The organism is Rhodococcus sp. Eu-32, from assembly GCF_003336925.1.
In the GTDB taxonomy this organism is placed as follows: domain Bacteria; phylum Actinomycetota; class Actinomycetes; order Mycobacteriales; family Mycobacteriaceae; genus Rhodococcoides; species Rhodococcoides kyotonensis_B.
This window is the reverse complement of sequence record NZ_QGNK01000002.1, coordinates 242764-267658: the sequence shown is the minus strand read 5'-3', so window position 1 is coordinate 267658 and position 24895 is coordinate 242764. Positions and strand designations below refer to the sequence as shown.

Sequence of the window (24895 nt, the reverse complement as noted above, 5' to 3'; positions counted from 1 at the left end):
CGGAAGGCACGACGAAATTGATGACCGAACCCCGACTTCCACTGTTCTCCCGCGGCTCCTGGCCCGAAACCGACCGCATCGCACGGATTCTGCGCAAAGAAACCGTCGGCGGCGCACTGTTGTTGGTCGCGACGGTCGTCGCACTGGTCTGGGCCAACTCGGGTTGGTCCGATTCCTATGACTCGTTGATGAACACTCGCGTCGGGCCGTCGGCGCTGCATTTGGACCTGACGCTGTCGACGTGGGCGGCCGACGGGCTCTTGGCCATCTTCTTCTTCGTGGTCGGCCTCGAATTGAAGCGAGAATTCGTCGCCGGGGACTTGCGCGACCGCTCCCGGGCCGCGCTGCCGATCGCTGCAGCCGTCGGCGGTATGGCCGTGCCCGCGTTGATATTCGTGCTCGTCAATCTGCGGACCGGTGACGGGGCGCTCTTGGGTTGGGCGATACCGACGGCCACCGACATCGCGTTTGCGGTGGCAGTGCTGGCAGTCATCAGTACGCACCTACCTGCAGCGTTGCGTACGTTCCTGTTGACGCTTGCGGTGGTGGACGATTTGCTGGCGGTCACGGTGATCGCGGTCTTCTACACCGACGACTTGAACTTCGTCGCTCTCGGGCTGACGCTGATTCCGTTGGCACTCTTCGCAATTGCCGTGCAGAAGCGTATTCGATCGTGGTGGATTCTCATCCCGCTCGCCGTGGTGACGTGGGTGTTGATGCACGAATCAGGCGTCCATGCAACCGTCGCCGGAGTGTTGTTGGGGTTCACGGTGCCGGTGATTCGCAGTAGAGCAGCCGGTGGGCCCGAGGCAGGACCCGGCCTGGCGGAGCACTTCGAGCACAAGATTCGCCCGATCTCGGCTGGTGTCGCCGTACCGTTGTTCGCGTTCTGCGCAGCCGGAGTCACCGTCGGCGGTCTGACCGGGCTGGCGAGCGCACTGACCGATCCGATCGCGATCGGCATCATCGCCGGGTTGGTCGTGGGCAAGACGATCGGCATCTTCGGCACCACCTACCTGGTGTCGCGCTTCACCAGAGCGACCCTCGACGCGGGGCTCAAATGGCTCGACGTGCTCGGAGTCGCAATGCTGGCGGGCATCGGGTTCACCGTCTCGCTGCTGATCGGTGACCTCGCCTTCGGCGCAGGTAGCGAACGTGACGACCACGTCAAGGTCGGGGTTCTCGCGGGTTCCCTGATCGCGGCGACACTCGCGTCCGTCATCCTGCGCACCCGAAACAAGGCGTACCGCGACATCGAGACCCTGGAGACCCGGGACGACGACCACGACGGAATTCCGGACGTCTATCAGAACAGGGATTGAGGGGCCGGTGTCCCACTTGTGCCGGTACCGTCCGGGATCCCTGACGCGGCGGCCGCAGGTGGGACATCACGCCCGCTATCCACAGGATTCGTTTCTCCACAGCGTAACTTGAAATCCCAGGTCGACAACCGTGTTCGTGTGCGCGGCTACCCGATGCTCGTTCACTGTGCATCCATACGGAATAGTCACCAGGCGCCAACTTCTCGATCTAGGAATGTCGAGCAGCTCGATTGCGCGTCGCTACGTACGTGTTCTGCCGGAGATCTACTGCAGCGAGGAACCGTCGGCGATGGCCCGCTGCTACGCGATCACACTGTGGCAGCCAACCGCACTGCTCAGCCATCGGACTGCAGCGTGGCTCTACGGCTGGATCGAAGAACCGGCAGTCTTCGAGATATGTCTGGGTCCCGGAGTGAAACCCCGGCTCCCCAGCTGGATCACGATGTACCGGCGCACCCTTCCGGCCGGTGAACGCGTCGCACACGGGGGACTACCTGTGCCCATCAAACCGAGAACGTTGATCGACTGTGTCGCGGTCATGACGCTGCAGGATGCTGCCCGGCTGGTCGACCAGCGCTTGACGACCGACGTCGACAGAGACCAAGTGACGTCACTCATCGGACGCACCCCGAACCTGCGAGGAAACAAGCGCGCGTCAGGGCTGATCGCCACTGCGTCAATCGGTTTCGCTTCCGAACCCGAGCGTGTTCTCGGCCGAACGCTGATCGTTCTGGGTCTGCGGATGCGTGTCAACTACCGGGTGGGCGATTACATTTGCGATTTGGTGGACGAATGGGCGATGGTGATCGTCGAGGTGGACGGACGCGAGTTCCACAGCGCGCCAGAGGTCTTCAGAAAGGATCGGCGGCGACAGAACCATCTGGTGCTCGAGGGTTGGTTGGTGCTGCGGTACTCGGCGTTCGACGTGTTGTCCGACCCGGAGAAAGTTGCCCGTGAAATCGTGGAGGTCGTCCGTCGGAGAAGAAACTCTCGGAAGCGGCGGACGTAATGTCCCACTTGTCCCGCTGCCGTCCGCGATCCCTGATCAGAGGACCACAACTGGGACATGTCGTTCAGCCGCCGACCCGTCAGACCTCCACGGCCGTTCCGCAGATCCCGCACTGCTCGAACTGCGACCGACTCCACCGCGCGAGCGGGACGAAGAAGACCGTGAACTGTTTGAACTGCTTGATTCGGGACCACTGAGTCGTGTTGTGACACCGCGGGCACGTGCGCACCTGGCCGGGCCCGAGATGCTTCTGCTTGGCGCCGTAGCCGAAAAGGAAGAACATCACGCGCTCCGCGAGTCGTCGTCGATCGAACTGCGGTTGTGCACGATGTCGTGAGCGAGAGACGAGATCGACTTCGATTCGGCGAACGCCCGTGCCCGCAGCCGCGCCGACGCTTCCTCCGGTGCCACGCGGAGCGTCGCCGACAGAATTCCTACGGCGATGTTGACGTCGGCTCGTTCCGGGGCGAACGGGCCCTGATGTTGCTCGATGGTCCCCTTCTCGAGAGTGCTTGCGTACGAGACCAGTTCGACGACCGCAGCTATTCCCAACGCCGCTGCCGCACGCTCGGCGGCCGCATACTGTTCCGCCGTCAACGGGCGTGATTCCCGACGGTACATCTCGAGCACACCGAGCTTCGCGCCACCGTCGAGAAGGGGAAAGGCGAACACACTGTGCACGCCGAGCTCGCCGAGTTCCGACGCGAACGTAGGCCATGACGCTGCATCGTCCTGGATGTTCGCGTGCAGCTCGGGTTCACCGCGAACGAACGCGCGCAAACACGGGCCTTCACCGGTGGTGAACTGCAGCTCGTCGATCCGCGCGGCGTCGTTGCTCGTGGCGTGGAGAAGGTCACGGTTGGCGGCGTCGTCGGTCAGAACTGCGACGGCCACACCGTCGACACCTACTTCTGTCAGGCAACGTTCGCTGATCTCCACGATCCGCGACTCGGCCACACTTGCGTCGGGCACCTTGTCTCCTTCTGCTACCCCGCCCGTTTCTGTCCTTACCCGGCTGGGGCGTGGTTAACCCACCTCTATCTGCGCGGAAGGGTCGCCGTCAGATCGTCCGCACTCATGGGCCGGCCGAAGAGGTACCCCTGCGCGAGGTCGCAGCCGGTCGCGGCCAGTGCGTCGAGCTGCTCCCGGGTCTCGACGCCTTCGCCGACGACGGTCACGCCGAACGCCTTGGCGAGCGCGACGATGGCCGTCACGACCGCGGTGGCGCGCGGTGTGGGGAGCTTCGCGATGAAGGACTTGTCGATCTTGAAGCACTCGAACATCGGATAGCGGTCCAGGTAGGAGATGGAGCTGTGGCCCTTGCCGAGGTCGTCGAGCAGCAGCGCAACCCCCATCGAATGCAGCGCGGCGATCGTGTCGGCAACCCGTGCGGTATCGGCCACCCAGACGGTCTCGGTGATTTCGAGACCGAGTGCGTCCGGTGGCAGGCCTGTTTCCTCGAGTACCGCCGCCACCTCGCCGGGGAAAGCGGTGTTACGGAGTTGCAGCGCACTGACATTCACGCGCATCTCGACGTCGGAGAAACGCCGCCACTTCGCAGCCTGAGCGCAGGCGGCCCGCAGCGCCCAGGATCCGAGTGCCGTTGCCAGACCGGTTCTTTCGGCGACGGGAACGAACTCGCTCGGCTCTACGAGTCCGTGTACCGGATGCTCCCATCGGGCCAACGCCTCGACGGCGACCAACGTGCCGGTCGCGATGTCGACCAACGGTTGATATACGAGATGCAACTGGTTGTGCGCGAGTGCATTTCGGAGATCGACCGACAACGACCGGACGCGATCGGCGTCGTACAGATCGCCGGTGTCGAACACGGCGTACCCGCCACCGCTGTCCTTCGCGCGATACATCGCCAGATCCGCCTGATGCACGAGCTGTCTCCGCGTCGACGACGGCTTCGAGACGGCGATGCCGATGCTCCCGCTCAACGGGACGGGCGCTTCGTCCATCGCTTTCGGTGTGGCGATCGACGTCGAGATATGGTGCGCAAGCTTTTCCGCGTGCGTGATGTCGTCGACGCGTTCACAGATGATCAAGAATTCGTCGCCGCCGAGTCGGGCAACGGTGTCCTCGGCTCGAACCGTGGCGGACAGGCGGTGCGCGAACCGAACCAGCGCACGATCACCCGCGTCGTGACCGAGGCTGTCGTTGATGACCTTGAAATCGTCGATGTCGAGCAGCAGCAATGCGACGGAAGTCGATTCCTCACTCGCCCGTGCCAATGCGTCGTCGATGATCTCGTAGGCCAAAGCTCGGTTCGGAAGTCCGGTGAGAGAGTCGTGCATGGAGCGTATGCGGAGTTCGTTGTCGAGATCGATCCGTTTGAGCGCGGTCGACAGCACGCTGGTGATGGCGGTGAGGAATTCGACCTCCTGGTCGCTGTAGTCGCGGGTCCCGGTGCTGTAGATCGACAGGGCGCCCCACGGGTTGGAACTCGCGATCGGAACGGGGATCGCGACGCCGCTGTGGAGGCCCAGTGTTGCCATGGCGGCGGTGTCGAAGCGTGACTCGGAACCGGTGTCGGTGCAGACGGTCGCCGCGTTGTGCTCGATCGCGTTCCCGGCCAACGATCTGTCTCCCGACGGGACGACGGGGTTGTCGCCCATCGCGCGCGTCACGGCGTCGATACGCAGAAAGTCGTCCGACGGGTGTTCGTGCCGTGCGATGGCTGCGGATTCGACGCCCATGAGCGTCGACGCGGCTGCCGCGGCCGCGTCGAGCAACTCGGGGAGCTCGGCCGACACCGCCAGCCGACCGAGATCGGCGAGTGCGTGCTTTTCCGCCGCGCTACGACGCGCCGCGGTGACGGATGCCTCGAGTTCGCGATCGCGTCGAGCGCCCTCGGTCCGGTCGCGGATCATCGATGCGATGAGGTCGGGCTTGCCGCCGTCGCGGCGAACGACGAATGTCGTGACGACGACGGGAATGCCCGTCCCGGTCACGTGATGACGCAGCTCGCTCCTGCCCTGCCAGAAGCCGATCGTGCTCAGACCGTTCTCGACCTGCGACGACACCTCGAGGCCGCGCGGGGTGAAGAACTCCGACGTGGTGAGGTGCGGGTTCTCCGGTAGCTCGGTCAGGCCGACCAGCGCGAGGCCAGCCGGGTTGACGTACACGACACGGCCGGAGAACTCGGACAACGCGAGCATGTCCGGTGAGAACTCGAGGAGAGCCCGCAGTATTGCCGGGTCGTCCGTTGGGTCGCGCATGGGTCATCCGTTCACATCGGTCGGCTGCGTAGGTCCATCCAACACCAAACCGACTACCACGACGCCCACGGCGCGAACCCACATGTTTTCGCGCCAGAAAACCATCTCCGATACCGATAATGGAGAGTTTTTCTGTCACACTGACTGAATGGTCTGGTGGGTCGTCGGGATTCTCGTGGTGTGGTGCCTGCTGTCGCTGGTCGTCGGCTTGCGGGTAGCCAGAGGTCTGCGGGACCTGCGTGAGGACGACGAGGACTGACGTCGCCGCGGCAGCAGCGTCTCGAGGAATGGCCGGAATGTCCGTTTTCGCTTGGGCGGCAGCACGTTTCGTTTGAGCAGGCACTATTGCGGCGATACGTCGACGATGAACGCGTTCGGAGCTGCTCTGTACGGAGTGGGTACCGCCCTGCCCCTGGTCGTCGGCGCGGCAGTGGGTTTGCGGTGGTCGCTACCCAAACCCGTGCTGGCGGCGATGATGGCGTTCGGTGCAGGCACGATGATCGCCGCGGTGTCGTCGGAACTGTTCGCGCCTGCCTTCGAGCAGGCCGGCATCCTGATTGCCGGGGGAGCGTTGTTCCTCGGCGCGGGCGTGTACGTCGTCGCCAATCATCTGATCGAGAACAAACTCGGCCCTGCGGCGATCGGGTGGGCGCTGATGCTGGGCACGGTGCTCGACGGTGTACCCGAGAACACCGCGCTCGGGGTGTCGCTCACCAGCGGCGGGGGAATCGTGCTGCTGGTCGCGGTCGCGGTGGGCAACGTGCCCGAAGCGGTCGGCGGAGCAGCGTTGATGAGGGATCAGCATGGCTTCAGCCACTCTCGCGCGCTCGGACTGTGGAGCATCACGGCTGCTGTCCTGGTCGGTGTGACCGTCGTCGGCTATCTGCTGTCGGATGTCATCCCGGAAACCGGAATCTCGACGGTGCAGGCATTCGCGGGTGGGGCGACGCTGGCGGTCCTCGCGGACTCGCTGATGCCCGAGGCCTACCGCGACGGCGGGTGGTGGGTCGGAATGGCAACGGCTGCGGGCTTTTTGGTGGCCTTCGCGCTCGGTTGAGGCGCATCTATGTCACGCGGCAGCCGATAGACGGTTGTGGCGGACCATCGATGCCTCATGTCTCGCGACCCGCCTCGACGAGTTGCTTCGCGATCTCGGTGACCGGGATGTTGCGATCCTGGGAGATTTGGCTGAGGAGCCGAAAGGCCTGTAGTGCATCGATGCCGAAGCGTTCCATGATCATCCCCTTGGCTTGCCCGATGATGTCGCGCGACGCGAGGGCCGACTTGAACTGTTCGTCCCGTCTGATACGGAAGATTCCGACCGCTACATGCGTTGCCAGAGCTTCGGCCTGCTCGATCGTGTCCTGGTCGAATGCGTTGCGCGTGTCGGAGTACAGGTTGAGCGCACCGATCGACTGCGTGTCGGTGTACAGGAGCATCGATACGCTGGAACGGACGGGCGTCTGGTCGACGATGGCGTCGGCCACCAACGTCCAGCGGGTCTCCTGGCCGAAGTCCTGAACCAGAACGGTGCCATGACTGCGAATGGCATCGAGGCATGGCCCGGCGTCGTACCTGTCCTGCAGCTGGTCGATGAATCGCGGGATGTCACTGGTCGGGGCCACGGCCTCGAAGTCGTACTTCTTGTTGTGGCGATGAATGAGGCTGACCCCGGCATGATCGACTGCCGTCAGAAATTTTGCCGCCCATGTGGTGACGTCGGTCAAGATTCCCTCTTCGGTGGAAGGGGCGGGGTCGTCCGACGTGTGCATCGACCGCGCCAGTTCAGCGATCTGGCGGTGGAGATGCTGTGCATTGTCGTTCATCGAAACCCCCAGGGTCGTGGTCGACTCGCACACCCCACGTTGTCACGCGTCGGCGCTCAGCGGAAGCATTCACCGAATACGTACCGGACGGTTTCGATGCTGTCCGGGGTTTGCCGCTACACGGCTCCGGCGAGTGCGGCTGCGTCCCACCGCATCACGACGGACGTGCCGTCGCTCGACGGGGCTACGGACGACACGCTCGTCACCGCCGAAATGAGCGGTAAACCGTTGCCGCGCATAGGATTCGGCGTGGGTGGTCGCCACCGACCATGGTCGACCACTGCCACCTCCAGGGTCTGTTCGTGCACCGAGAACACGGCCCGAACGGTGAACGTTCCCGGAACATCGAAATCTCGGTAGGCGTGCTCGACAGTATTGGCCAGCGCTTCGTAGACGGCGAGCTCGACGTCGGGGCGTCGGCTGGAGTCGATCGCGGCTGCATCGAGCCACGAAGCGACGGCATGTCTGACGGCGCCGGCGCGGCTGGGGGTGGCAGGCACGTCCGCAATCACCAGTTCGAGCGGGGCAGCGGTCGACGTCGCGACGGTCGAACTGATGGGTGAGTGGACAACCATGGAAGCGTCATACCCGGCCACGTCTACTTCACCCACCCGTTGCCGTCCGCTATTCGCCGCTGCTCGGAACTGCAGCCAGGGCGGCGTCGAGATCGGTGTACACGGTGATCATCTGGTCGATCCCCATGAGCGTCATCGGCCGCTTGGTCGACGGGCCGTCGGCCACCACGGCGAAGTTCGCCGTGTCTGCGACGCGTCGACTGACCTCGATCAACACCGTCATTCCGACAGAGGCCAAGAAGCTCACGTCGGTGAGATCGACGATGAGCGTCGTCGGCACGTTCTCGGCGAGCACAGCGTCGATGGACTCGGTCAGCTGAGGTGCCGTCTGCAGGTCCACGACGCCTCGAACGGACACTACGGTCGTCGAACCCTTCCGGGTCACGAGAACCACGAGTGAACTGGGCTGAGCATTGTCGATCGTCATGAGTAAAGCCTTTCCTGTCGCCCCGACGGCGCCGTAGATCAGGATCAACCATAGCCACACGCGTCGAGAGGTCTCACTCGCGGTTTGCTCGCAAGGACTGCGGGAAACTCCGAAGCGGTGAGCGAATCGACAGATGGACCGGACAAAGACCACCTTCGCCCCGAGGGCGCGGACGACGACACGATCGCCGCCGTCGGGAAGGTGTCCGAGGCACTCGAGTACGTCGAGCGGGCGCGAGGGCACCTTTACGAGTTGCACCAGCTGATCGGGCACGCAGACCTGCTTCTCGACGAGGCAGTGCAGGAGTTGCGCGGTAGCGGGCATGCCGAACATGCAGACCGTCTGGCCACGGAGCTGATCGGGCGCAACGTTCTCGCGGGTCGATGGACGTTTCAGATCGTCGAAGATTTCGACGACAACTATTGGACCGCGTTCCGCGAGGAAGAGCGCACGATCCGAAACGCCCTGCAGGACGGAAAACGTCACGTGTTCGAGTCGGAGATGAAGGAGAAGCGACGCACCCACGGCCATCCGCGTCATGACTCGCGGCCCTGAATGCCGAGTTTCGGCCCGACGTGGGCGAGGTACCCACCCGCAACCCCAGAACGAGGAGGTCGACGATGGCTACTGACACAGGTCGCACAGACGACGAAGGTCTCGGGAAGGACGGCTCCATCCCGGACACCGACGAAGGAGTGGCCGTCGGGCACACGTCGGAATCGTCCTTCGAACCCGAAGAGGACGAGCAGGCGCCGGAGTAGGGCGCGCCTGACATCGATCCCCAGCAGTGGGGTGCGAACCGTGTGTCGATGGTCCGTACCCCACTGATGGGATTCGATCAACCGAGCAGCTGCTGCATCCGGTCGATTTCGGCCTTCTGTGTATCGACGATCGACCGGGCCATTGCGATCGCGTCCGGGTTCGACCCGTCGTCGATCTCCACTTCAGCCATCGAGACGGCACCGTTGTGGTGCTCGATCATCATCGTCAGCCATCGCCGATCGAACTCCTGTCCGCTCAGCGACGTCAACGCGCCCATGTCGTCGGGTTCCATCATGCCGGTCTGCCCGTGCTCCATGCCGTCCATCCCGCTCATGTCCATCGAAGGGGCGAGCTGGCCCCACTGATCGAGAAGTGCTGTGAGCTGGTCCATTTCCGGCTTCTGAGCGTCTTCGATCTCCGACGCCAGCGTGATCACTTCCGCATTCGTGGACCTGTCCGGTACAAGTTCTGCCATGTCGATCGCCTGTGCGTGATGCGGATACATCATCGTGGCGAAGTGGACGTCGGCGTCGTTGTAAACGGCAGTCGCGTCGTGGCTCGGCGCGGCCTGAACCGACGTGGACGGATGCGCCGAGTGGTCCTCCGTCGTGCTGTTGCTGCATCCAGTGACGAGTAGTGCCGCCGCCGCAACGGCTGCACCGAGTGCAATCTTGGTATTCATCTGTCGATCTCCCTGCTAGTGAATGGTTTTCAGTGCGGTCTGAATCCCTGTCACACTCGCAGGAGAACGGACTGGTCCAACGTCCACAGCGTCCACGGCGGGGCACGACCCCATTCGGATCGTGCGGTGCCTGTTCGGCTCCGGGCAGCAACGGTTCTCGGTACGTTATCGACCGCCGTTGTGGAGAAGGTCAACGCCGTCCATGTCGTGATCGACCCGGCGCACTGATGCATCATCTGATGAGGCGTCGAACAATCGTGTTCCCCGAAGGCGACCGGATGCACACTGTCGGCGGCCGTCGGCATGCTGGGGTGTTCGCCCACAGCAAGAGGCGCCGAATGCATCAGGACCACCCCGAACAGCACGAACGCCACGATCAGCCCACGTGCGGCCGGAGCGGTCCGCCGAATAAGGGGACCGAACGAACGCATGCGTCCGACCGTAGCAGCTGATACCCCCGGGGGGTAGGGGCGGACGGAGTTCTTCCGCACCGTCGAAGGGGACACCGACGTGGGACTGATTCGGCGCACCCGCAGTTGCTACCGTTTCTCATGGGCTTGTTCACCGAGAACGTGGTCGCGCGCCGTGTCGCGCAGCTGGCAGGACTGGCAGGCGTTGCAGCGGGGACGGTCGGGGTCGCCGCGATGTTCTCCGACAGGCCGATCAATCCGCTGATCGCCCTCGCGTCGTTCGTGCCGCTTCTGTTGACGGTCACGCTCGTGGCCGCGCTGATCTGCCTGGTGTTCCGCCGCTGGATCCTGTTGGCGATCTCGGCGGTACTGATCGGGATAGGTGCAACCGTGATCAGTCCGCTGTACCTCGCGAACGGACAGGAGGCCGACGGCCCGTCGGTGCGCGTGATGCAGGCGAATCTGCTGTTCGGAGCGGCTGATCCCGTCAGCCTCACCGAAACCGTACGCGCCGAGGCTGTCGACGTCCTCACGGTGCAGGAATTGACCGAGACCCTGGCCGGGCGTCTGCGCGACCAGGGCCTCGAGGGACTGCTGCCGTACCACTACTTGATGCCCGACGAGAATGGCGGCGGTGGCGCTGGCATCTACAGCCGCTTCCCGTTGACGAACATGCGCGAGCTCGACGGCTATTGCGGACCCACCAATCTCACTGCGCAGGTTCAGTTTTCGACGCCCTTCGAAATTCTTGCTGTGCATCCGGGGCCTGCGTACGTCACGCCGCCGGATGTCTGGACGTCGGAACTGCGAGATCTGCGCGACGCCATGGCCTCCGCTGCCGTTGGTGACCGGCCTGTCGTCGTCAGCGGTGACTTCAACACCACCTACACCCACAAGCAGTTCCGCGAACTGCTCGACGCCGGATATTCCGACGCCGCAGACCAATTGGGGATGGGTATCGTGCCGACCTATCCGACGGACAAGTCGTTTCCGGCGATCATCGGCATCGACCACGTCCTGACACACGGCGCACAGCCGACGTCGTTGGAACGCATCGCGATTCAGGGATCGGACCACCATGGATTGGTCGTCGACGTCGCGGTGGGCGGCTGACTGGCATGCCTGTTCATCGGGCGCATGCTCCGGCGGGTGGTCAGGGACGCAGGAGAAGACGCTTCGGCGCCCGTGACTCCCAGGCTTCGGTGAGGAGTTCTTTCAGCTCCTCGTCGTCGACTCGGGCGAGCCGGATCAGGACACTGCTGTGCCCGGCGTAATGATCGGTGGTGAAGAACGTGTCGGGGTTGGCTTGGAGAAGCGCTTCACGGTCGTCGAGGCTGGGTCTCCAACAGACCATAACGCCAGGTTCTTCGTGGATGCGGGCGAAGATCTTTCCCGCGACGTAGAAGGCCGGGGTGCCGTACGAGAGTCGCTCGGTGACCTCGGGCAACCCGAGGGTGAGTCGACGAACGTCGTCCTCGGTGCTCATACGGTCAGCGTCTCACGCCTGCCGCCTACACGCCGGGGATCGGGAACTTCCAGATGCTCAGCACGGCGAGGGTCATGATGACCCCGGACACGGCGATGGTGCCGAGGGTGTTCGAGACTGCTTTGGTCACGTGTTCTCCTTTGTCGACCGCGGGACGTTCGGCACCCACGATCACGGAAAACGGCACCCGGTGCATCGGCCGAAATACCCGTTTCTCGTACCCCCGCCGAAACCGCGTAATCAGGACAGGTACCCCACCCCGCCGATCGGACGGTTACATACGCGTCGACCTCGGTCAGTCTGGGAAACGACCCCCGATTCGCTCCTCACCCCTCGAGGCCCCGATGCATCTCAGGCTTGTCCCACCGCCCGAAGATCCGAAACCGACCCCGCCGCGGCCTGCGCCCGATCTGGGGTGGGTGCGCCGATCACTCGGATGGTGCGATCTTCTCCGTCGCGAACGATCGCTCACCGGCACCGAACAAGCTCTTGTTGTCTATGCGATCGAATGGGCCCCGTACGGCGGCGCCGACGCCGAGAGCGTGTTCGTGAAATTCGGTGTGCACCGCAGCAAGTTCTTGCACATGGTGCAGGCAGCCATGACGCCGCGGTCGACAGAGCCGCGACGGTTCACCGCCGTCAAGGCAGGTCTGTGTCAAGAACTCCTGCATGCATGGCAACCGTCGCCCGACCAGGCGTCGTACGGCATGTAGGGGTCACTGGTCCCGGCCTTGATCCACCATCCACGCCGCGACCTGCGTCCGCGAGGTGAAGCCCAGCTTCGCGAGAATGTGCTCGACGTGCCCCTGCGCGGTGCGCGGCGAGATGACCAGCCGCTCGGCGATCGCCTGATTGGTCATGCCTTCGGTGATCAGGTCGGCGACTTCGCGTTCACGCTTGGTCAGCGTCGACGACCCACTGATGTCCGGCGTCGAGGAACCGGGTGCGCGCTCGTGCAAGGCATAGGCAATGGCCTCGTCGAGGTCGAACTGTTCGCCACGCCGATACGCCGCGTCGAACGCTCTCGCCCCCAATGCTCGACGCGTCTCCTTCTCGCAATTCTGCTGGAAGACGAACAAATTGGGATGTATGACGGGTGCGCTCCCGAACGAGGACGCCACACCGTCGGCGGCACCCAACAGCACTGCCGCTCTGGTGTGGTCGCGTCGACCCGCGTCGATCCAGGCCAGGGCTGCGAGCGACGACGTCGTCATGCGTGGGTTGCGCAACCTCCTCGTGAGCCCGAGTGCCTCGTCGAGGAGTTCGGTCGCACGGTCCGCGTCGCCCTTGCGCCAGACGTCGATTCCCATCGCCCACAACGACCGTGACCGATACATCGACTCCTTGTGCTCGGCAGTGACGGCGAGGACTCGCTCGTGCCATTCGATTGCCTTGTCTGTCTGGCCGTTCAGGCCGTATGCCAGACCCAGCAGATGCATCGTCGCCGTCTCCAGCGTGCGCTGTCCGCTCGCGCGGAACTGGGTGATCGACGCTTCGAAGAACGACGACGCCTTCGGAATGTCACCACTGTGCAGCGCGACGGCCCCATCGGCGTTGGCGGCCAACGCGCGCATCAGGGGATCGTCGGCCTCCTCGGCGAGAGCCCTTGCCTCTCTTGCAAGTTCGATTCCTGCGCTGACGTCGTCCTGGACGTTGGCCATCGCGCCCGCGCAGTAGAGCGCCTTGACCCATTCGACAGTCGGTTGACCGGTCTCGCGAACGAGCAGTCTGCTCAACCAGTTTCGGCCCTCGCTGTACGAGCCCTGAGAAAGCCAGAACCAGTACAGCGTCGTCGCGATGCGCAGTCCTGCGGCCGGATCGTCGGCGATGCTGAACTCGAGTGCCTCACGGAAATTCGCCTGTTCCCTCTTCAGACGGGCGATCCATTCCAGTTGACGCGGACTGATCCAGTCGGCCTCCGCGTCGAACGCGAGCCATTCGTACCAATCGCGGTGAATGCGTCGCATAAGCAGCGTTTCACCGGTGCGTTCCAGCTTCTCCAAACCGTATTGTCGGAGCGTCTCCAACATGCGGAACCGCACCTCCGAGCCGCTCTTCTCACGGATGAGGATCGATTTGTCGGCCAAGGACGTCAGCGTGTCGATCAGCTCGTCCTGGGGGAGGCTGGGGCTGCACACCTGCTCGGCGGCGTCGAGATCGAAGGTGCCGGCGAAGACTGCGAGACGACCCCACGCCAACTTCTCGGACGCGGTGCACAGGTCGTAGCTCCAGTCGATGCTCAACCTCAAGGTCTGTTGCCGGGTCGGTGCACTTCGGGCACCGCGGGTCAGCAGGGTGTAGCGGTCGGTCAGTCGTTCGAGAATCTGCTCGGGTGACATCACACGCAACCGGGCCGCGGCCAGTTCGATCGCGAGAGGCAGACCGTCGAGGCGGTGGCAGATGCCCAACACCGCTTGAATGTTGTCCTCGGTGAGTGCGAACCCCGGTGCGGCCGTGGCGGCACGTTCGACGAAGAGGCTGACCGCGTCGTACTTGGGGACCGCACGCAGCGACGGTCGATGCTCCGGGTTCGGAACGGTCAGCGGAGGAACGCGCAGCACTTCCTCGCCGGAGATGCCGAGCGCTTCACGGCTGGTCGCGAGAATGCGGAGCGTGGGGCAGACCGTCAGCAGCGTTTCGCTCAATTCGGCGACGTCGGCGACCACGTGTTCGCAGTTGTCGAGCACGAGCAGCATCTCCCGCCTGGCGAGAAACTCCACCAGCACCTCGCGCAGCGGCCGCACCGATTGGTCACGCACCCCGACTGCCGCACTGACGGCGTCGACCAGCGCCGTCATGTCGCGAAGGTCGGCCAGTTCGACCAGACGCGCACCGTTCGAGAACTCACGTTGGATACTCGACGCGACCCGCACCGCCAGACGCGTCTTGCCGACCCCGCCGATTCCGGTCAAGGTGACCAACCGGGATGCCGAGAGCATGTTCTTCGCAGCGGTCAGTTCTTGCCGACGGCCGACGAAACTCGTCAGCTCCAAGGGGAGGTTTCCCGTCGTGCCGCCGAGACCGGACGTGACGGCCCGGCGCGCGCCGTGCGAGATATCGACCGGACCGGAACTTTCGGGCTCCCCACGTAACGCCATCTCGTCGACGGGGAGACCGAGGTTCTGTTGCAGCTGACGCAGTTCCTGCCCGAAGTCGGCCGCGGTGGGCGGGCGGTCCTCGGGGGATCGCGCCATCGCACGGGCGATCGTGTCGGACACGTCGCCGGGCATACCGTGCTCTCTGAGGTCGGGGATCGACTGCTGGGTGATACGCAGAAATTGTGCGACGACCTGTTCACCGGTCCGTCGCTCGAACGCGGCGTGGCCGGTCAACGCGCTGAACAGGGTCGAGCCGAGACTGTAGACATCGGCAGCGGCGGTCGGTGGATTTCCCGCGAGCACCTCGGGTGCGGTGTAGGCGGGTGAACCGGTGACTGCGCCCGACGTCGTCTCGAAGCCGCCGGTTATGTGCGCGATACCGAAGTCGGCCAGCTCCGGCTCGCCGTAATCGCTGAGCAGGATGTTCGCCGGTTTGATGTCTCGATGCAGGATGCCGACGCGGTGTGCTGTCTCCACCGCGCCCGCGATCTTGACACCGAGCCGCAACACGTCGTCGATCGACAACGCGCCGCCCTCCCGGATCCGCGCTTCGACGGAGTCGTGCTGGTGATAAGGCATGACGATGAAGAGACGGCCGCTCTCCGTCGCGCCGACCTGCAGGACATTGACGATGTTCGGGTGCCCCGTCAACCGTCCCATCGCGCGTTGCTCGCGGAAGAAGCGTGCCCGGTTCTCCTCGTCCAGTTCGACGGTGAGCACCTTGACCGCGACGAGCCGACTCAACTCGCTCTCGACGCAGCGGTAGACGACGCCGAAACCGCCGTGGCCGATCGCCTTCGCCTCGGCGAACCCCAACTCGGCCAGCTCCGCCGCCGGTGACGGCGGATACCGCTGTGTGTCGACCGGATCTTCAGGACACATCTGACGGGCTGCTCACTCCGCCGACTTGTGACTCCCATGCTGGCCCCGGCGGCACGACCAACATGGCTTCGCCGTGGGCTTTCCTCTCGGCTGGTAACTCCAGGATAGAACTCTGCGTGAATGTGTGCCGGGGTGTCGGGTGGTTCAAGGGCTGCCGGGGTTCGCGGGCTCGCGGGGTTCGCATGCTTTTGGACCGAATGTGGCTTTCCGGTCACTCAGAGTGACTGGAAAGCCACATTCGGTGGTTCGGGGGTGTGGCGTCGGCGGTGATTTGAACGCGCGACGACGGTCTACACCGGCATGATCATCGTTGCCGGATACCTGACCGTGAGTGACCGAGACGCCTACCTCGACGGATGTGTGGAGGTGGTGCGACTGGCTCGAAGCGCCGACGGCTGCCTCGACTTCGCGCTCGGGGCGGATCTGATCGACCCGTCGCGCATCAATGTGTACGAATGTTGGTCCACGCGCGAAGAACTGACGGCGTTTCGAGGATCGGGACCCGACTCGGGCCAGCAGGCCGCGATCCTCGACGCCGACGTCCGAGAATTCGATGTGACGGCAGGCTGAAGGTCCGCTCAGCCGAGCCGAACGTCGACGGGCACCGCGTTCTGCAGGGTGTGGCCGACGGGTGAGCTGGCCTGCACCTTGGCGTGCAGTTCCTCGATCTGCTCGGCGGGCGCGTCGGAGTCGATGGTCACCGTCGCCGTGATGGAGTCGAACCCGGCGTGCCCGTCCTTCAAGCCGAGGAACACGTGCAGGTCCAGGTCGCCCTTCACGTCGACCCGAAGGGCCTTCAACTCGATGCCGGCGACGGTCGCGTTGGCGGCGTATCCGACTGCCAAGCAGTTGCCGAGTGCCCCCAACAGCTGCTCGACGGGGTTCGGAGCGGTGTCCCCGCCACCGAGGGCCGGTGGCTCGTCGGACTTCGACGGCTCGAACGTGCGAACTCTGGCTTCCGACGCGAACGCGCCCTTCCACGTCACGTGGGCGGCCCAGGTGGTCTGTGCTTTCGCCGGGTCGGTCTCGATGGCCTGAATCAGGCCACCGACGGTCTCGATGTCGACGTTGTTGAGCACGGTGCTGGTAGTCATGCTGCACTCCTTCAGCTTGTGTGAAATCGCTGACGAGTCTTCTGCGCGAGAACGCGCAGCGATAGGTATCCACTCAGCGTGATCGGAAGGGTTGCAGGGCTCCCGTTCTTGTCGTTGGTGCGGTGTACTGCATCCCGCCGGCCGTCGTCGACCCCGACCGGACACCCTGGCCCAGCTTCCATCGCCGACGAAAACAGGCGGCGTAGAACCATTTTCGGCTCGGTCTGCGGTCGACATGGCAGTCTGGGCGGGTGCGAGATGCCTACTCGGGTGAGACGGTGGCGGCTGCGTACTCCGAACGTGCAGCGGAGTACGTCGACGTCTGCGGAACTCTGGAATCCGTCCATCCCGACGACCGTGCCCTCATCTCCACCTGGGCCAAGACGCTGACCGGACCCGTCGTCGACGCCGGGTGCGGTCCGGGGCATTGGACATGCCTCCTCGCCTCGCTGGGTGTCGACGTCGAAGGCGTCGACCTGTCCGAGACGTTCGTCGACCATGCGCGGCGGCAATCCCCGGAGATCGGTTTCCGAGTCGGGGATATTGCATCTCTCGGTGTCGACGACCGTTGGCTCGGCGGGATTCTGAGCTGGTACTCCACGATTCATCACACGCCTAACCGGCTCGTGGAACCGCTGGCCGAGTTCGCACGCGCACTCCGTCCCGGTGGCAGCCTGCTGCTCGGGTTCTTCGAATGGTCCGAGCTCGAGCCGTTCGACCACGCCGTCGTCACCGCGTACCGATGGCCGGTCGAACGGTTGTGCGCCGTAGTGGAAGCTGCCGACTTCGACGTGATCGAGACCTTGACCAGGCACGAATCGGAAGCCAGGTCGCACGGAGCGATGGTCGCCCGGCGTCGTTGACTGTCAGTCCGTACTGTGAGATTTGATAAGACAATCGGACTTTTGCGGCAGGAGCGATCGTGCCAGACATTTCACGACGAGCAGCCATCCTCGGTGGAGTCGCGGCCTCCCTCGGGGCCGCAGCCACTCTCGCCGGATGTGCCGACGCCAAGGCGTCGAACACCGGGTCCTTTCTTGTTCGGCGGGCGAGTTCGGTACTCACGATGGACCCCGCGAGGGGCGAGTTGACTAACGCCGACATCCGCGTCGACGACGGACGCATCACCGAGATCGGCACCGGGCTGTCGGCAGAGGGGGCCGACGTCGTCGATGCATCCGGATGCATTGCTCTGCCGGGGCTCGTCGACACTCATTGGCACATGTGGAACTCGCTGGCCCGTGGGTTCGGGCAGACGTCGAAAGGCGGATTCGCGCCCAGTATGGCGTCGATCTCCGGGCTGTTCTCGCCCGAGGACAGCGGACTTGGCGTGCGACTGGCGTTGGCGGAGGCGGTGAACGGCGGTATCACGACCGTGCACAACTGGGCGCACAACGTGATCGGCCCCGCGCACGCCGAAGCGGAGTTCGAGGCAATGCATTCGTCGGGCGTTCGTGGTCGATTCGCGTATGGCTATCCCCAGGCGCTGGGTGCTGCTGAGCCGATGAATCTGACGCACCTGAGAGAGTTTGCCGGGTCGCTGCCCGACGGCCTGGTGTCGCTGGGAGTGTGCGCACGAGGGCCCGACCGGTCCGAAGACGCTGTCTGGCAACGAGAATGGGACACCGCACGATCGATGGGGTTGCCGATCACAACCCATATGGCGTCGAACGCCGAGGCCGCGGCACTCGGGGGCGTCGAAAAGCTGGATGCGCGTGGAGGACTCGGCCCGGATGTGCAGCTGGTTCATCTGACCGCGGCCAGTCCTGCTGATCTGGACGCGATTGCACGGGCGCAGTCACCGGTATCGATCAGCCCGTGGACGGAACTGCAAGTGGGATACGGGCTTCCGCCCATCGCTGCGATGCAGAACGCCGGAGTGCCGATCGGTCTGTCGGTCGACAACACGGTGTTGTCCGGCAGTGCGGACATGTTCGGCGTCATGAAGCTGACCGCCGACCTGCCTGGGGGAATGGACGCGAAGCAGGGCGTCGTCGCCGATGCGACGGTACTGGACTGGGCAACTGCGGGAGGGGCGCGGTCGCTGGGTCTGGGCGACGTCGCGGGAGTGCTGGCCGAGGGGAGGCCAGCGGATCTCGTTCTGGTGCAATCCGATTCGGTCAACACGGCGCCGGTCTACGACGCCACCACGCTAGCGGTGAGGGCTGCGAATCCGTCGAACGTGTCGTTCGTGATGATCGACGGTGTCGTGCACAAGCGGGACCATCGACTCGTACGCGTCGATGTCGACGTCCTTCTCGCGGAGGCGCAGGACGCCATGGCGTCCATCCGCGGACGAGCGGGGATCTAGCCGACGGGTTCGGTGTTGTCGCGCGTATCTGCGTCGACGAACATCTGCAGGAACGATGCTGGTCGAGTCTCTACCTCGTCGGCGTGCTCTGGGCTTGTCATCGGATTCCTCTCTTTCGCAGGCGGGAAGTTCTACCGATGAGCCTGACAGGCCCATGTCTCTGCAGTGGAACCCGAATGGACACGGAGAGGTAACGAGGTGGCGTCGGCCAGATAACGCGACGCTATTTGTAGAAGCCCTCCCGCAGGGTGATGCCGTGTTCGATCCAGACCTTCATCGCAGCGAGCATGCCGGTCCAGCCCTGGCAGTTGCCGAACGCGTTCTTGGCGCCGTCGGCGGTGGGCGTCCATGACGACTCGGTGATCGTGACGAGTGTGCGGGTGTCGTCGTCGAGCGACTCGAACTCGAAAGTCGTTGTGGTGTAGCCGTCTTCGGCAGTAGTGGCTTCGCCGCCCCATCGGATGGCGATGCGGTTCGGCGGGTCGGCCTCGACGACGTGGACAGGGAACGCGCCCGGGAAATCGTGGAAATCCCACGACACTTCGGCCCCTGGTTCGAGGCGGCCACGTGCCCCGCCGGTGGTGAAGTACTGGGACAGCTGCGCGGGATCGGCCACCGCTTCGTAGACCTCGGCGATCGGACGCGAAATCCGACCCGACACGGTGAAGGACAGTTCCGTCAGATTTTCAGTCATGTTGTATTTTTATAACATGTCCCGAATCGAGCACAAGACCGACGACGACGATGCGGTCTTCAAGGCCCTCGCCGCGCCGATCCGTCGGCGCATGCTCGACATCCTCAAGGAGTCCCCACGTACGACCGGTGAGCTGTGCGCACTGCTGCCCGAGGTCGATCGCACGACCACTCTGCAACACCTGCGTGTGCTCGAGAAGGCCGAACTGGTGACGGGACGGAAGGTCGGGCGTGAGCGGCATCTGTCGCTGGCTCCGCTGCCGATCAAGCGGATCTCGGATCGCTGGATCGGGGAGTACGCCCGGGCTGCGGTGGAGCTGCTGGGTCGGCTCGACGAGCCGGAGTCGTGAGCGCGAATGTATAGCGGGGTGCACATTCGCGCGCACGGGCGCGCAGCGCCTAGTTCGACAAGGCTGAGGCCGCGTGCCGCTCGACGAACAGCGGAACGAAGTCGCGGATCTTCGTGTCGTCGAAACGGCGGTGCGCGTCCGCAACAGCGGATTCGACCGTGGACGAGTCCGTCTCGGGGAATTTCTCCGACAGACGAGACACGATCTCGTCCAGTGCTCGCTGTTCCTCGGGCGCGATGTCGGTGGTGGTAGCCATGTCACCAGAATGCGTGGTTTGTTCGTGAAATTTCAAGCGAGCCCGGGTACTTTCTTTACAAGCACTCTCAAGCATTTTCGAAGAAAGCCGACGTCAGACGCGTTGACGCTCCAATCATGCAGCGATGAACGTCACGCTCGACGCCAGGTCGGGCCTGCTCCGCGTCACAGTGCTCGATCGTCGAGAACCCGTCGCGCGGCGTCCCGGCGGCTGATGTTCTCGGTGCGCGCCTTCGTGTCGAGGAGATCGGCTGCCTGCGTGTCCGAACAGCGCCTCAGCCCCATGATCACGCCGATAGCGTTGTCGAGCAGTGCCCGGGTCTCGACGCCCCGCATGAGTTCGTGGGCCAACGCCGCAGACGTGAGGTGCAGTCCGAATTCGTCGAGTCCGCGGTCGAGATATCCGAGGAGAACCGACAACAAATCCGACGTGGTGGGTACCGTCGCCGCGGTGCTGTGGTCGGTGTAGAGATTCAGCGAGCCGATCGAGATGGCCCGATGGTGCAACGGCGCGGCGGTCACTCGGCGAATGCTGCTCTGATGGGCCGTGATGGACAGGTCGGGCCACAGTTGCCCCATCTCGGCGAGATCGAAATGCACGATGCGATCCGTTCGCGCGGCCAGCAGACATGGGCCGCCGTCGAACTCGTACTGTGCGCGGTCGAACGTCGACACTCGCTCGTCGGTCGGAGCAACCGTGAACGGCGCGAAGTCGTCGAACGCGGCGGTGATGCCCGCGTGATCGGCACCGGCGATATGCTGCACGGCGATGGCCGCTACGCGTGCCATCAGTTCGATCAGATCGTCGCTACCGCGGATGGGAAGCGACAGGCGGATCTCGACGGCGGAGGCCAACTCGGGATCCGACTCCCACAGGGGTCCGCCGCGCTGAGGACTGCTGTCGTCGGCCATCGCTATCGTGTCGCCTCACTCGTCACCTGGTACGGCCACGCTTGTCTCGGCGACATCGTAAACCTTCCGAACGGTATGCCGTGCGTGGCGCGGAGAGTCATCTAAGGTCGTACGCTAGACGCAATTATCAAGCAACCGCTCGAAATCACAGGGTGAAGAACTTACGCCCGCCGAGGTGCGTTCGCCGTCGAGGTGGGCGTTACCTTCGTCCGTTTCAGTGCGGTTGGCGCACTGAGAGGGAAGTTGACCCGACATCATGAACTCGGTGATGCAGCATCGGCAGGCAACTCACACGTATCTCGGATCCGGAACAACGGACCAGTGGTAGACGAAAGTCGATCACACCGAGTGCAGGAGTCCGCCATGACATCATCGGCGTCGGGCCACGAGGACGACGGCCCAGAGCTGACCGGCAGGAGCGTTCCCTCCGCGGACAGCAGCCCGTCGCGTTTGTTGCTCTCCCAGGCGTGCGACGCCGTCACGAGCAGCACGAACGCCGACGGTGGTGCGGTCACGCTCATGGCGCCGTCGGGAGCCCGAGAGTTGGTGTACGCCAGCGATGCCGTCGCCCACTACCTCGACGACATCCAGTTCACCGCGGGCCTGGGTCCTTGCCTCGACGCGTTCAGCTCGGGGCAGCCGGTCCTGTGCCCGGATCTGCGTCGGAAAGAGTACGAGCATCGCTGGCTCGCGTTCGCGAACGATGCGACCGCGGCCGGGGCTGCGGCTGTCTTCACCTTCCCCTTGCGGGTCTCGTCGACGGTGTTCGGTGTGCTCGAGCTGTATCGGACACGCGCAGGCGATCCGACACCCGACGAGTACGCCGCGATGGAACGCGGTGCGGACATCGTCGGGCAGGTGGTGCTGACGTACTTCGGCGCGGGTGACGGAAGTGACTGCAACGGCGCCGAAGAGCTGAACCAGGACGGACATCGACGCGGCATCTGGGATTCCGAGTTCTCCCGGCCTCAGATCAACTACGCGGCGGGCATGGTGTCGGTCCAGTTGGACGTCACGTTCGCCGATGCGCTGTCCGCGATGCGGGCCAGGGCCTATCTGGAGCAGCGCTCGCTCACCGAGATCGCCGACGACGTAGTTGCACACCGAACGACATTCACGCAGGGCGAGACATGAGGTGGACGCCGCCGACATCGTCCCCACTAACGCCCGAGAGGTAGAGATGACCGACAACACCGCCCCCGTGACCACCCGTCTGGCATCGGTCAGCGGCATGCTCACCGCACCCGTCCACCGCGACTCGCACGAAATTCTCGATGCCATCGCGCAGCAGGCGATGGCCGTCGTATCCGGGTCGTGCGCGGCCGTGGTCGCCTCGTACCCGACGTCGTTCGTGGTCGCCGCGTCCACCGACGGATCGGCCGCGCCTCCGGATGCGGTCTTCATGGGCGTGGCATCGACGAGCGTCGCGACCAATGCCGTCGTCGTCGTGGACGACACCGCGGAGCCGTCGACGCGCTGGGCCGCGTTCGCGACGGACGCCGTCGGTGTCGGCCTCGCCGCAGTGCGGGCGTATCCGATCCGCATCGACGGCGGGCCGGTGGGGGCCGTCGTCGTCGGAACCGAGGAGCCGTGGATGCGAACCCCGCGCGACGCGATGAGCGTTCAGGTGCTCGCCGACCTGGCGGGCGCCGCTTTGCTGCTGTCCGACGACGGCGAGCGCAGCCACCGATCCGACGCCGTTCGCGCCGATGCAGCAGACACCGCCGACACCGAGTTCGCCGTCGGGATCATCGCCGAGCGGCACGGACTGGATATCGGCGCTGCTCACGACGTCCTGCACGGTCTCGCACGGCGGACCGGCAGCCCGATCGTCGACGTCGCCCGTCGCATAGCAGCAGGCGGCGACGTCGTGATCGGAAGCACGGACCGGGAGGAATGATCGCTGCCCATTGTGGGTAGAAAAACTCCGTGGTGGTGAACAAGACGACACAGTCGGCGCTCTCGGTCATGGCGCTGTTCGTCGTTGTGGGCGCGTTGTGGGGCGGCATCGGATACGTCTACTCGGATCACAGCCTTGCCAAGGCTGCACTCTGGGGCGGCATCGTGATCGCGGTCGGGTGGTGTGCCGTCGTGATCTCCTGGGTGGTGAAGTACCGGCGCTTGCGGTCGAGGCGCCGGAACAGCAACGGCATCGACGACGTGCAGGACTAGACTTGTTCGACGCCGTGGACTCGTAGGCTCTTTTTCGCAAGGGCCCGCGATATTTTCGCGATATCGGGTATGGCTCGCCTATGACTGGATTGTCGGCCGACTTCGATCCCGTACCCGGCGTCGGCCCCAGCGAATTCGTGTTTCTGGACGTTCCCGCGCACGGTGAGGCAATCAGCGGTATACGACATGCGCTCGTCGGTTGGCTCGGCATCACCGACTTCGACGACGACCGCAGCGCCGACATCGCTCTCGCCGTCTACGAGGCGATGGCCAACGTCGTCGATCATGCGTACCGCGACATGGACACAACAGGGACTCTCGACCTGAGAGCGGGCTATTCGACCGTCGAGCGGGTGCTGCAGGTGGTCGTCGTCGATCACGGAGTGTGGCTGAGGCCGACTCCGAATCCGTTGCGCGGCAACGGTATACCGCTGATGACGGCCCTGTGCGACGGGGTGTCCATCGATCACTCCGATGCAGGGACATCGGTGCTCATGAATTGGTTCGTCGGCTGATCAGTCCGTGTATCTGCGCGGTACCGTCCAGTACCGGCCGAACTCATGGTCGTACGACGCGGGTTCGAACGGGCTGTTACCGCCGGCCGGATAGCTCGTCAGCTCGCCCACGACGATCCTGGACCCGACGACGTACAGATCGACGCGCACGAAATCCGTGCCACGCGAGAGCGTTTCGGCGATCTCGATCATCGTGTCCAGCTTCGGCGGTGTGTTCTGCGGTGGATCTGCGTGCGGCGGGCCCCCGCTCAGCGGTAGGTGGGTCCACGGACGACGGTAGAAGTCCTGGGTCCGCTCACCGAAGCGTCCGGTATCCACTTGTATGAACTCGCACCGGCCGTGGAACACGAAGAACTTGTAATCGTCCGCGATACCGTCGTGCGGCCCGGTCAGCAGCTCTTCCACCAGAATTCGACGGGGAACGGCACCGTACGCCCACTCCCGGTTGGGTCCTTGACCGTAGAGCTGACGCGTCCAGAAATCGGCGATCGCCGCCAGGTGCCGTCGATCGGCCCGCTTGGGTCGGACGTGTGTGTAGCTCCAGCACGCGTCGATCGACGGTAGTTCGGTGTCCGGTTCGGCGTTGTCCGACACGACGACGACCGCCCCGCTGCCGTGAGTCGGTTTCATCACGAACTCGGCGGGGAGCTCGAGATCGACGAGATCGGACGGGGAGTCCAGAACCGCGTACACAGTCGGTAGAAAACCGGGTCCGATAAGGGATTCCACATGGTCGCGGACCGCTGCCTTGTCGGCGAACGTGACCAGTAACCTGCGGTGGTCACGGAGCATCTTGTACTTGACCTTGTCGGTGAAGGTGACGGGGCGACGCGTCCGCCACAGGCGCCACCACCGCACCACACGAGTGCGCTCACGCACACGAGCTC

30 protein-coding genes are annotated in these 24895 nt (G+C 64.4%); 15 read left to right on the top strand and 15 right to left on the bottom strand.

The window, feature by feature from the left end:
* Positions 1-20 precede the first annotated feature (20 nt).
* Together nhaA and DK926_RS04710 are read left to right on the top strand one after the other, a co-directional pair.
* The gene (nhaA, locus tag DK926_RS04715; RefSeq protein WP_114329103.1) at positions 21-1322 is read left to right on the top strand and encodes a Na+/H+ antiporter NhaA; all 1302 of its coding nucleotides are present in this window, start codon (positions 21-23) and stop codon (positions 1320-1322) included.
* Between the two features lie 214 nt (positions 1323-1536).
* Positions 1537-2331: a DUF559 domain-containing protein gene (locus tag DK926_RS04710; protein WP_114329101.1), complete on the top strand. Its 795-nt coding sequence runs from the start codon at positions 1537-1539 to the stop codon at positions 2329-2331.
* A 79-nt stretch (positions 2332-2410) separates the two neighbouring features.
* Here DK926_RS04710 and DK926_RS04705 read toward each other — a convergent pair whose 3' ends face one another.
* The 3 genes from DK926_RS04705 to DK926_RS04695 all read right to left on the bottom strand — a co-directional run bounded on the left by DK926_RS04705 (position 2411) and on the right by DK926_RS04695 (position 5558).
* The gene (locus DK926_RS04705) at positions 2411-2614 is read right to left on the bottom strand and encodes a zinc-ribbon domain-containing protein (protein ID WP_114329396.1); all 204 of its coding nucleotides are present in this window, start codon (positions 2612-2614) and stop codon (positions 2411-2413) included.
* Positions 2614-3303 (bottom strand): GAF and ANTAR domain-containing protein, encoded by a 690-nt coding sequence (locus DK926_RS04700; RefSeq protein ID WP_114329099.1) that lies wholly within the window; start codon positions 3301-3303, stop codon positions 2614-2616. The genes DK926_RS04705 and DK926_RS04700 overlap by 1 nt, the downstream gene beginning before the upstream one ends.
* 65 nt (positions 3304-3368) lie before the next feature.
* Complete coding sequence (locus DK926_RS04695; RefSeq protein ID WP_114329097.1) at positions 3369-5558, bottom strand: EAL domain-containing protein; 2190 nt, start codon at positions 5556-5558, stop codon at positions 3369-3371.
* A gap of 364 nt (positions 5559-5922) precedes the next feature.
* On the opposite strand from DK926_RS04695, the gene DK926_RS04690 reads away from it, so the two are divergent.
* A complete protein-coding gene (locus tag DK926_RS04690; RefSeq protein WP_114329095.1) occupies positions 5923-6615 on the top strand; it encodes a ZIP family metal transporter in 693 nt (230 codons plus the stop codon).
* A gap of 55 nt (positions 6616-6670) precedes the next feature.
* Here DK926_RS04690 and DK926_RS04685 read toward each other — a convergent pair whose 3' ends face one another.
* The 3 genes from DK926_RS04685 to DK926_RS04675 all read right to left on the bottom strand — a co-directional run bounded on the left by DK926_RS04685 (position 6671) and on the right by DK926_RS04675 (position 8386).
* The gene (locus DK926_RS04685; protein ID WP_114329092.1) at positions 6671-7384 is read right to left on the bottom strand and encodes a GAF and ANTAR domain-containing protein; all 714 of its coding nucleotides are present in this window, start codon (positions 7382-7384) and stop codon (positions 6671-6673) included.
* A gap of 116 nt (positions 7385-7500) precedes the next feature.
* Positions 7501-7959 carry an ATP-binding protein gene (locus tag DK926_RS04680; RefSeq protein ID WP_114329088.1) on the bottom strand — a complete coding sequence of 153 codons (459 nt, stop codon included), beginning with the start codon at positions 7957-7959 and terminating at the stop codon, positions 7501-7503.
* Positions 7960-8008: 49 nt separating this feature from the next.
* A complete protein-coding gene (locus DK926_RS04675; protein ID WP_114329394.1) occupies positions 8009-8386 on the bottom strand; it encodes an STAS domain-containing protein in 378 nt (125 codons plus the stop codon).
* Between the two features lie 117 nt (positions 8387-8503).
* Between DK926_RS04675 and DK926_RS04670 the strand changes: the two genes are divergently transcribed.
* Both DK926_RS04670 and DK926_RS26575 read left to right on the top strand, forming a co-directional pair.
* Positions 8504-8941 carry a hypothetical protein gene (locus DK926_RS04670; protein WP_114329086.1) on the top strand — a complete coding sequence of 146 codons (438 nt, stop codon included), beginning with the start codon at positions 8504-8506 and terminating at the stop codon, positions 8939-8941.
* 65 nt (positions 8942-9006) lie between these two features.
* Positions 9007-9147, top strand: coding sequence for a hypothetical protein (locus DK926_RS26575; protein WP_165839503.1), 141 nt, complete (start codon positions 9007-9009; stop codon positions 9145-9147).
* A gap of 77 nt (positions 9148-9224) precedes the next feature.
* On the opposite strand, the gene DK926_RS04665 is transcribed toward DK926_RS26575, so the two are convergent.
* The gene (locus tag DK926_RS04665; RefSeq protein ID WP_114329084.1) at positions 9225-9830 is read right to left on the bottom strand and encodes a DUF305 domain-containing protein; all 606 of its coding nucleotides are present in this window, start codon (positions 9828-9830) and stop codon (positions 9225-9227) included.
* A 50-nt stretch (positions 9831-9880) separates the two neighbouring features.
* Positions 9881-10261, bottom strand: coding sequence for a DUF6153 family protein (locus DK926_RS04660; protein ID WP_114329082.1), 381 nt, complete (start codon positions 10259-10261; stop codon positions 9881-9883).
* Between the two features lie 120 nt (positions 10262-10381).
* Between DK926_RS04660 and DK926_RS04655 the strand changes: the two genes are divergently transcribed.
* A complete protein-coding gene (locus DK926_RS04655) occupies positions 10382-11353 on the top strand; it encodes an endonuclease/exonuclease/phosphatase family protein (RefSeq protein WP_114329080.1) in 972 nt (323 codons plus the stop codon).
* A gap of 40 nt (positions 11354-11393) precedes the next feature.
* Here DK926_RS04655 and DK926_RS04650 read toward each other — a convergent pair whose 3' ends face one another.
* Positions 11394-11726, bottom strand: a complete 333-nt coding sequence (locus tag DK926_RS04650; protein WP_114329078.1) for an MmcQ/YjbR family DNA-binding protein — start codon at positions 11724-11726, stop codon at positions 11394-11396.
* A 344-nt stretch (positions 11727-12070) separates the two neighbouring features.
* Between DK926_RS04650 and DK926_RS04645 the strand changes: the two genes are divergently transcribed.
* On the top strand, positions 12071-12439 hold the full coding sequence (locus tag DK926_RS04645; protein ID WP_125833373.1) for a hypothetical protein: 369 nt from the start codon (positions 12071-12073) through the stop codon (positions 12437-12439).
* A gap of 3 nt (positions 12440-12442) precedes the next feature.
* On the opposite strand, the gene DK926_RS04640 is transcribed toward DK926_RS04645, so the two are convergent.
* A complete protein-coding gene (locus DK926_RS04640) occupies positions 12443-15706 on the bottom strand; it encodes a protein kinase (RefSeq protein WP_114329074.1) in 3264 nt (1087 codons plus the stop codon).
* Between the two features lie 300 nt (positions 15707-16006).
* Between DK926_RS04640 and DK926_RS04635 the strand changes: the two genes are divergently transcribed.
* A complete protein-coding gene (locus DK926_RS04635; RefSeq protein WP_114329072.1) occupies positions 16007-16276 on the top strand; it encodes an antibiotic biosynthesis monooxygenase family protein in 270 nt (89 codons plus the stop codon).
* Between the two features lie 8 nt (positions 16277-16284).
* Here the strand turns inward: DK926_RS04635 and DK926_RS04630 are convergent, their stop codons facing one another.
* A complete protein-coding gene (locus DK926_RS04630; RefSeq protein WP_114329070.1) occupies positions 16285-16800 on the bottom strand; it encodes an OsmC family protein in 516 nt (171 codons plus the stop codon).
* Positions 16801-17051: 251 nt separating this feature from the next.
* Between DK926_RS04630 and DK926_RS04625 the strand changes: the two genes are divergently transcribed.
* Together DK926_RS04625 and DK926_RS04620 are read left to right on the top strand one after the other, a co-directional pair.
* Positions 17052-17663, top strand: coding sequence for a methyltransferase domain-containing protein (locus DK926_RS04625; protein WP_114329068.1), 612 nt, complete (start codon positions 17052-17054; stop codon positions 17661-17663).
* A 59-nt stretch (positions 17664-17722) separates the two neighbouring features.
* A complete protein-coding gene (locus tag DK926_RS04620) occupies positions 17723-19111 on the top strand; it encodes an amidohydrolase family protein (RefSeq protein WP_114329066.1) in 1389 nt (462 codons plus the stop codon).
* Positions 19112-19334: 223 nt separating this feature from the next.
* Here the strand turns inward: DK926_RS04620 and DK926_RS04615 are convergent, their stop codons facing one another.
* Positions 19335-19805 (bottom strand): SRPBCC domain-containing protein, encoded by a 471-nt coding sequence (locus DK926_RS04615; protein WP_114329064.1) that lies wholly within the window; start codon positions 19803-19805, stop codon positions 19335-19337.
* A 16-nt stretch (positions 19806-19821) separates the two neighbouring features.
* On the opposite strand from DK926_RS04615, the gene DK926_RS04610 reads away from it, so the two are divergent.
* Positions 19822-20154, top strand: a complete 333-nt coding sequence (locus DK926_RS04610) for a metalloregulator ArsR/SmtB family transcription factor (RefSeq protein WP_240930870.1) — start codon at positions 19822-19824, stop codon at positions 20152-20154.
* 49 nt (positions 20155-20203) lie between these two features.
* Here DK926_RS04610 and DK926_RS04605 read toward each other — a convergent pair whose 3' ends face one another.
* Positions 20204-20410: a hypothetical protein gene (locus tag DK926_RS04605; protein ID WP_114329060.1), complete on the bottom strand. Its 207-nt coding sequence runs from the start codon at positions 20408-20410 to the stop codon at positions 20204-20206.
* Positions 20411-20574: 164 nt separating this feature from the next.
* Positions 20575-21321 carry an ANTAR domain-containing protein gene (locus DK926_RS04600; protein ID WP_114329058.1) on the bottom strand — a complete coding sequence of 249 codons (747 nt, stop codon included), beginning with the start codon at positions 21319-21321 and terminating at the stop codon, positions 20575-20577.
* 363 nt (positions 21322-21684) lie between these two features.
* Here DK926_RS04600 and DK926_RS04595 point away from each other — a divergent pair, with 363 nt between their 5' ends.
* The 4 genes from DK926_RS04595 (at position 21685) to DK926_RS04580 (ending at position 24008) form a co-directional block, all read left to right on the top strand.
* On the top strand, positions 21685-22455 hold the full coding sequence (locus DK926_RS04595) for a GAF domain-containing protein (RefSeq protein ID WP_125833372.1): 771 nt from the start codon (positions 21685-21687) through the stop codon (positions 22453-22455).
* A 46-nt stretch (positions 22456-22501) separates the two neighbouring features.
* Positions 22502-23221, top strand: coding sequence for an ANTAR domain-containing protein (locus DK926_RS04590; RefSeq protein ID WP_125833371.1), 720 nt, complete (start codon positions 22502-22504; stop codon positions 23219-23221).
* Between the two features lie 35 nt (positions 23222-23256).
* Complete coding sequence (locus DK926_RS04585; RefSeq protein WP_125833370.1) at positions 23257-23493, top strand: hypothetical protein; 237 nt, start codon at positions 23257-23259, stop codon at positions 23491-23493.
* An 80-nt stretch (positions 23494-23573) separates the two neighbouring features.
* The gene (locus tag DK926_RS04580) at positions 23574-24008 is read left to right on the top strand and encodes an ATP-binding protein (RefSeq protein ID WP_114329050.1); all 435 of its coding nucleotides are present in this window, start codon (positions 23574-23576) and stop codon (positions 24006-24008) included.
* Here the strand turns inward: DK926_RS04580 and DK926_RS04575 are convergent, their stop codons facing one another.
* A complete protein-coding gene (locus tag DK926_RS04575) occupies positions 24009-24887 on the bottom strand; it encodes an ATP-grasp fold amidoligase family protein (RefSeq protein WP_243636646.1) in 879 nt (292 codons plus the stop codon).
* Positions 24888-24895: the final 8 nt, after the last annotated feature.

What these genes read in the sequence shown, in the direction of transcription:
- nhaA (WP_114329103.1), top strand. Translation starts at nt 21, where the DNA reads ATGACCGAACCCCGACTTCCACTGTTCTCCCGCGGCTCCTGGCCCGAA.
- DK926_RS04710 (WP_114329101.1), top strand. Translation starts at nt 1,537, where the DNA reads ATGTCGAGCAGCTCGATTGCGCGTCGCTACGTACGTGTTCTGCCGGAG.
- DK926_RS04705 (WP_114329396.1), bottom strand. Translation starts at nt 2,614, where the DNA reads ATGTTCTTCCTTTTCGGCTACGGCGCCAAGCAGAAGCATCTCGGGCCC.
- DK926_RS04695 (WP_114329097.1), bottom strand. Translation starts at nt 5,558, where the DNA reads ATGCGCGACCCAACGGACGACCCGGCAATACTGCGGGCTCTCCTCGAG.
- DK926_RS04690 (WP_114329095.1), top strand. Translation starts at nt 5,923, where the DNA reads ATGAACGCGTTCGGAGCTGCTCTGTACGGAGTGGGTACCGCCCTGCCC.
- DK926_RS04685 (WP_114329092.1), bottom strand. Translation starts at nt 7,384, where the DNA reads ATGAACGACAATGCACAGCATCTCCACCGCCAGATCGCTGAACTGGCG.
- DK926_RS04680 (WP_114329088.1), bottom strand. Translation starts at nt 7,959, where the DNA reads ATGGTTGTCCACTCACCCATCAGTTCGACCGTCGCGACGTCGACCGCT.
- DK926_RS04675 (WP_114329394.1), bottom strand. Translation starts at nt 8,386, where the DNA reads ATGACGATCGACAATGCTCAGCCCAGTTCACTCGTGGTTCTCGTGACC.
- DK926_RS26575 (WP_165839503.1), top strand. Translation starts at nt 9,007, where the DNA reads ATGGCTACTGACACAGGTCGCACAGACGACGAAGGTCTCGGGAAGGAC.
- DK926_RS04665 (WP_114329084.1), bottom strand. Translation starts at nt 9,830, where the DNA reads ATGAATACCAAGATTGCACTCGGTGCAGCCGTTGCGGCGGCGGCACTA.
- DK926_RS04660 (WP_114329082.1), bottom strand. Translation starts at nt 10,261, where the DNA reads ATGCGTTCGTTCGGTCCCCTTATTCGGCGGACCGCTCCGGCCGCACGT.
- DK926_RS04655 (WP_114329080.1), top strand. Translation starts at nt 10,382, where the DNA reads ATGGGCTTGTTCACCGAGAACGTGGTCGCGCGCCGTGTCGCGCAGCTG.
- DK926_RS04650 (WP_114329078.1), bottom strand. Translation starts at nt 11,726, where the DNA reads ATGAGCACCGAGGACGACGTTCGTCGACTCACCCTCGGGTTGCCCGAG.
- DK926_RS04645 (WP_125833373.1), top strand. Translation starts at nt 12,071, where the DNA reads ATGCATCTCAGGCTTGTCCCACCGCCCGAAGATCCGAAACCGACCCCG.
- DK926_RS04640 (WP_114329074.1), bottom strand. Translation starts at nt 15,706, where the DNA reads ATGTGTCCTGAAGATCCGGTCGACACACAGCGGTATCCGCCGTCACCG.
- DK926_RS04635 (WP_114329072.1), top strand. Translation starts at nt 16,007, where the DNA reads ATGATCATCGTTGCCGGATACCTGACCGTGAGTGACCGAGACGCCTAC.
- DK926_RS04630 (WP_114329070.1), bottom strand. Translation starts at nt 16,800, where the DNA reads ATGACTACCAGCACCGTGCTCAACAACGTCGACATCGAGACCGTCGGT.
- DK926_RS04615 (WP_114329064.1), bottom strand. Translation starts at nt 19,805, where the DNA reads ATGACTGAAAATCTGACGGAACTGTCCTTCACCGTGTCGGGTCGGATT.
- DK926_RS04610 (WP_240930870.1), top strand. Translation starts at nt 19,822, where the DNA reads ATGTCCCGAATCGAGCACAAGACCGACGACGACGATGCGGTCTTCAAG.
- DK926_RS04605 (WP_114329060.1), bottom strand. Translation starts at nt 20,410, where the DNA reads ATGGCTACCACCACCGACATCGCGCCCGAGGAACAGCGAGCACTGGAC.
- DK926_RS04600 (WP_114329058.1), bottom strand. Translation starts at nt 21,321, where the DNA reads ATGGCCGACGACAGCAGTCCTCAGCGCGGCGGACCCCTGTGGGAGTCG.
- DK926_RS04595 (WP_125833372.1), top strand. Translation starts at nt 21,685, where the DNA reads ATGACATCATCGGCGTCGGGCCACGAGGACGACGGCCCAGAGCTGACC.
- DK926_RS04590 (WP_125833371.1), top strand. Translation starts at nt 22,502, where the DNA reads ATGACCGACAACACCGCCCCCGTGACCACCCGTCTGGCATCGGTCAGC.
- DK926_RS04580 (WP_114329050.1), top strand. Translation starts at nt 23,574, where the DNA reads ATGACTGGATTGTCGGCCGACTTCGATCCCGTACCCGGCGTCGGCCCC.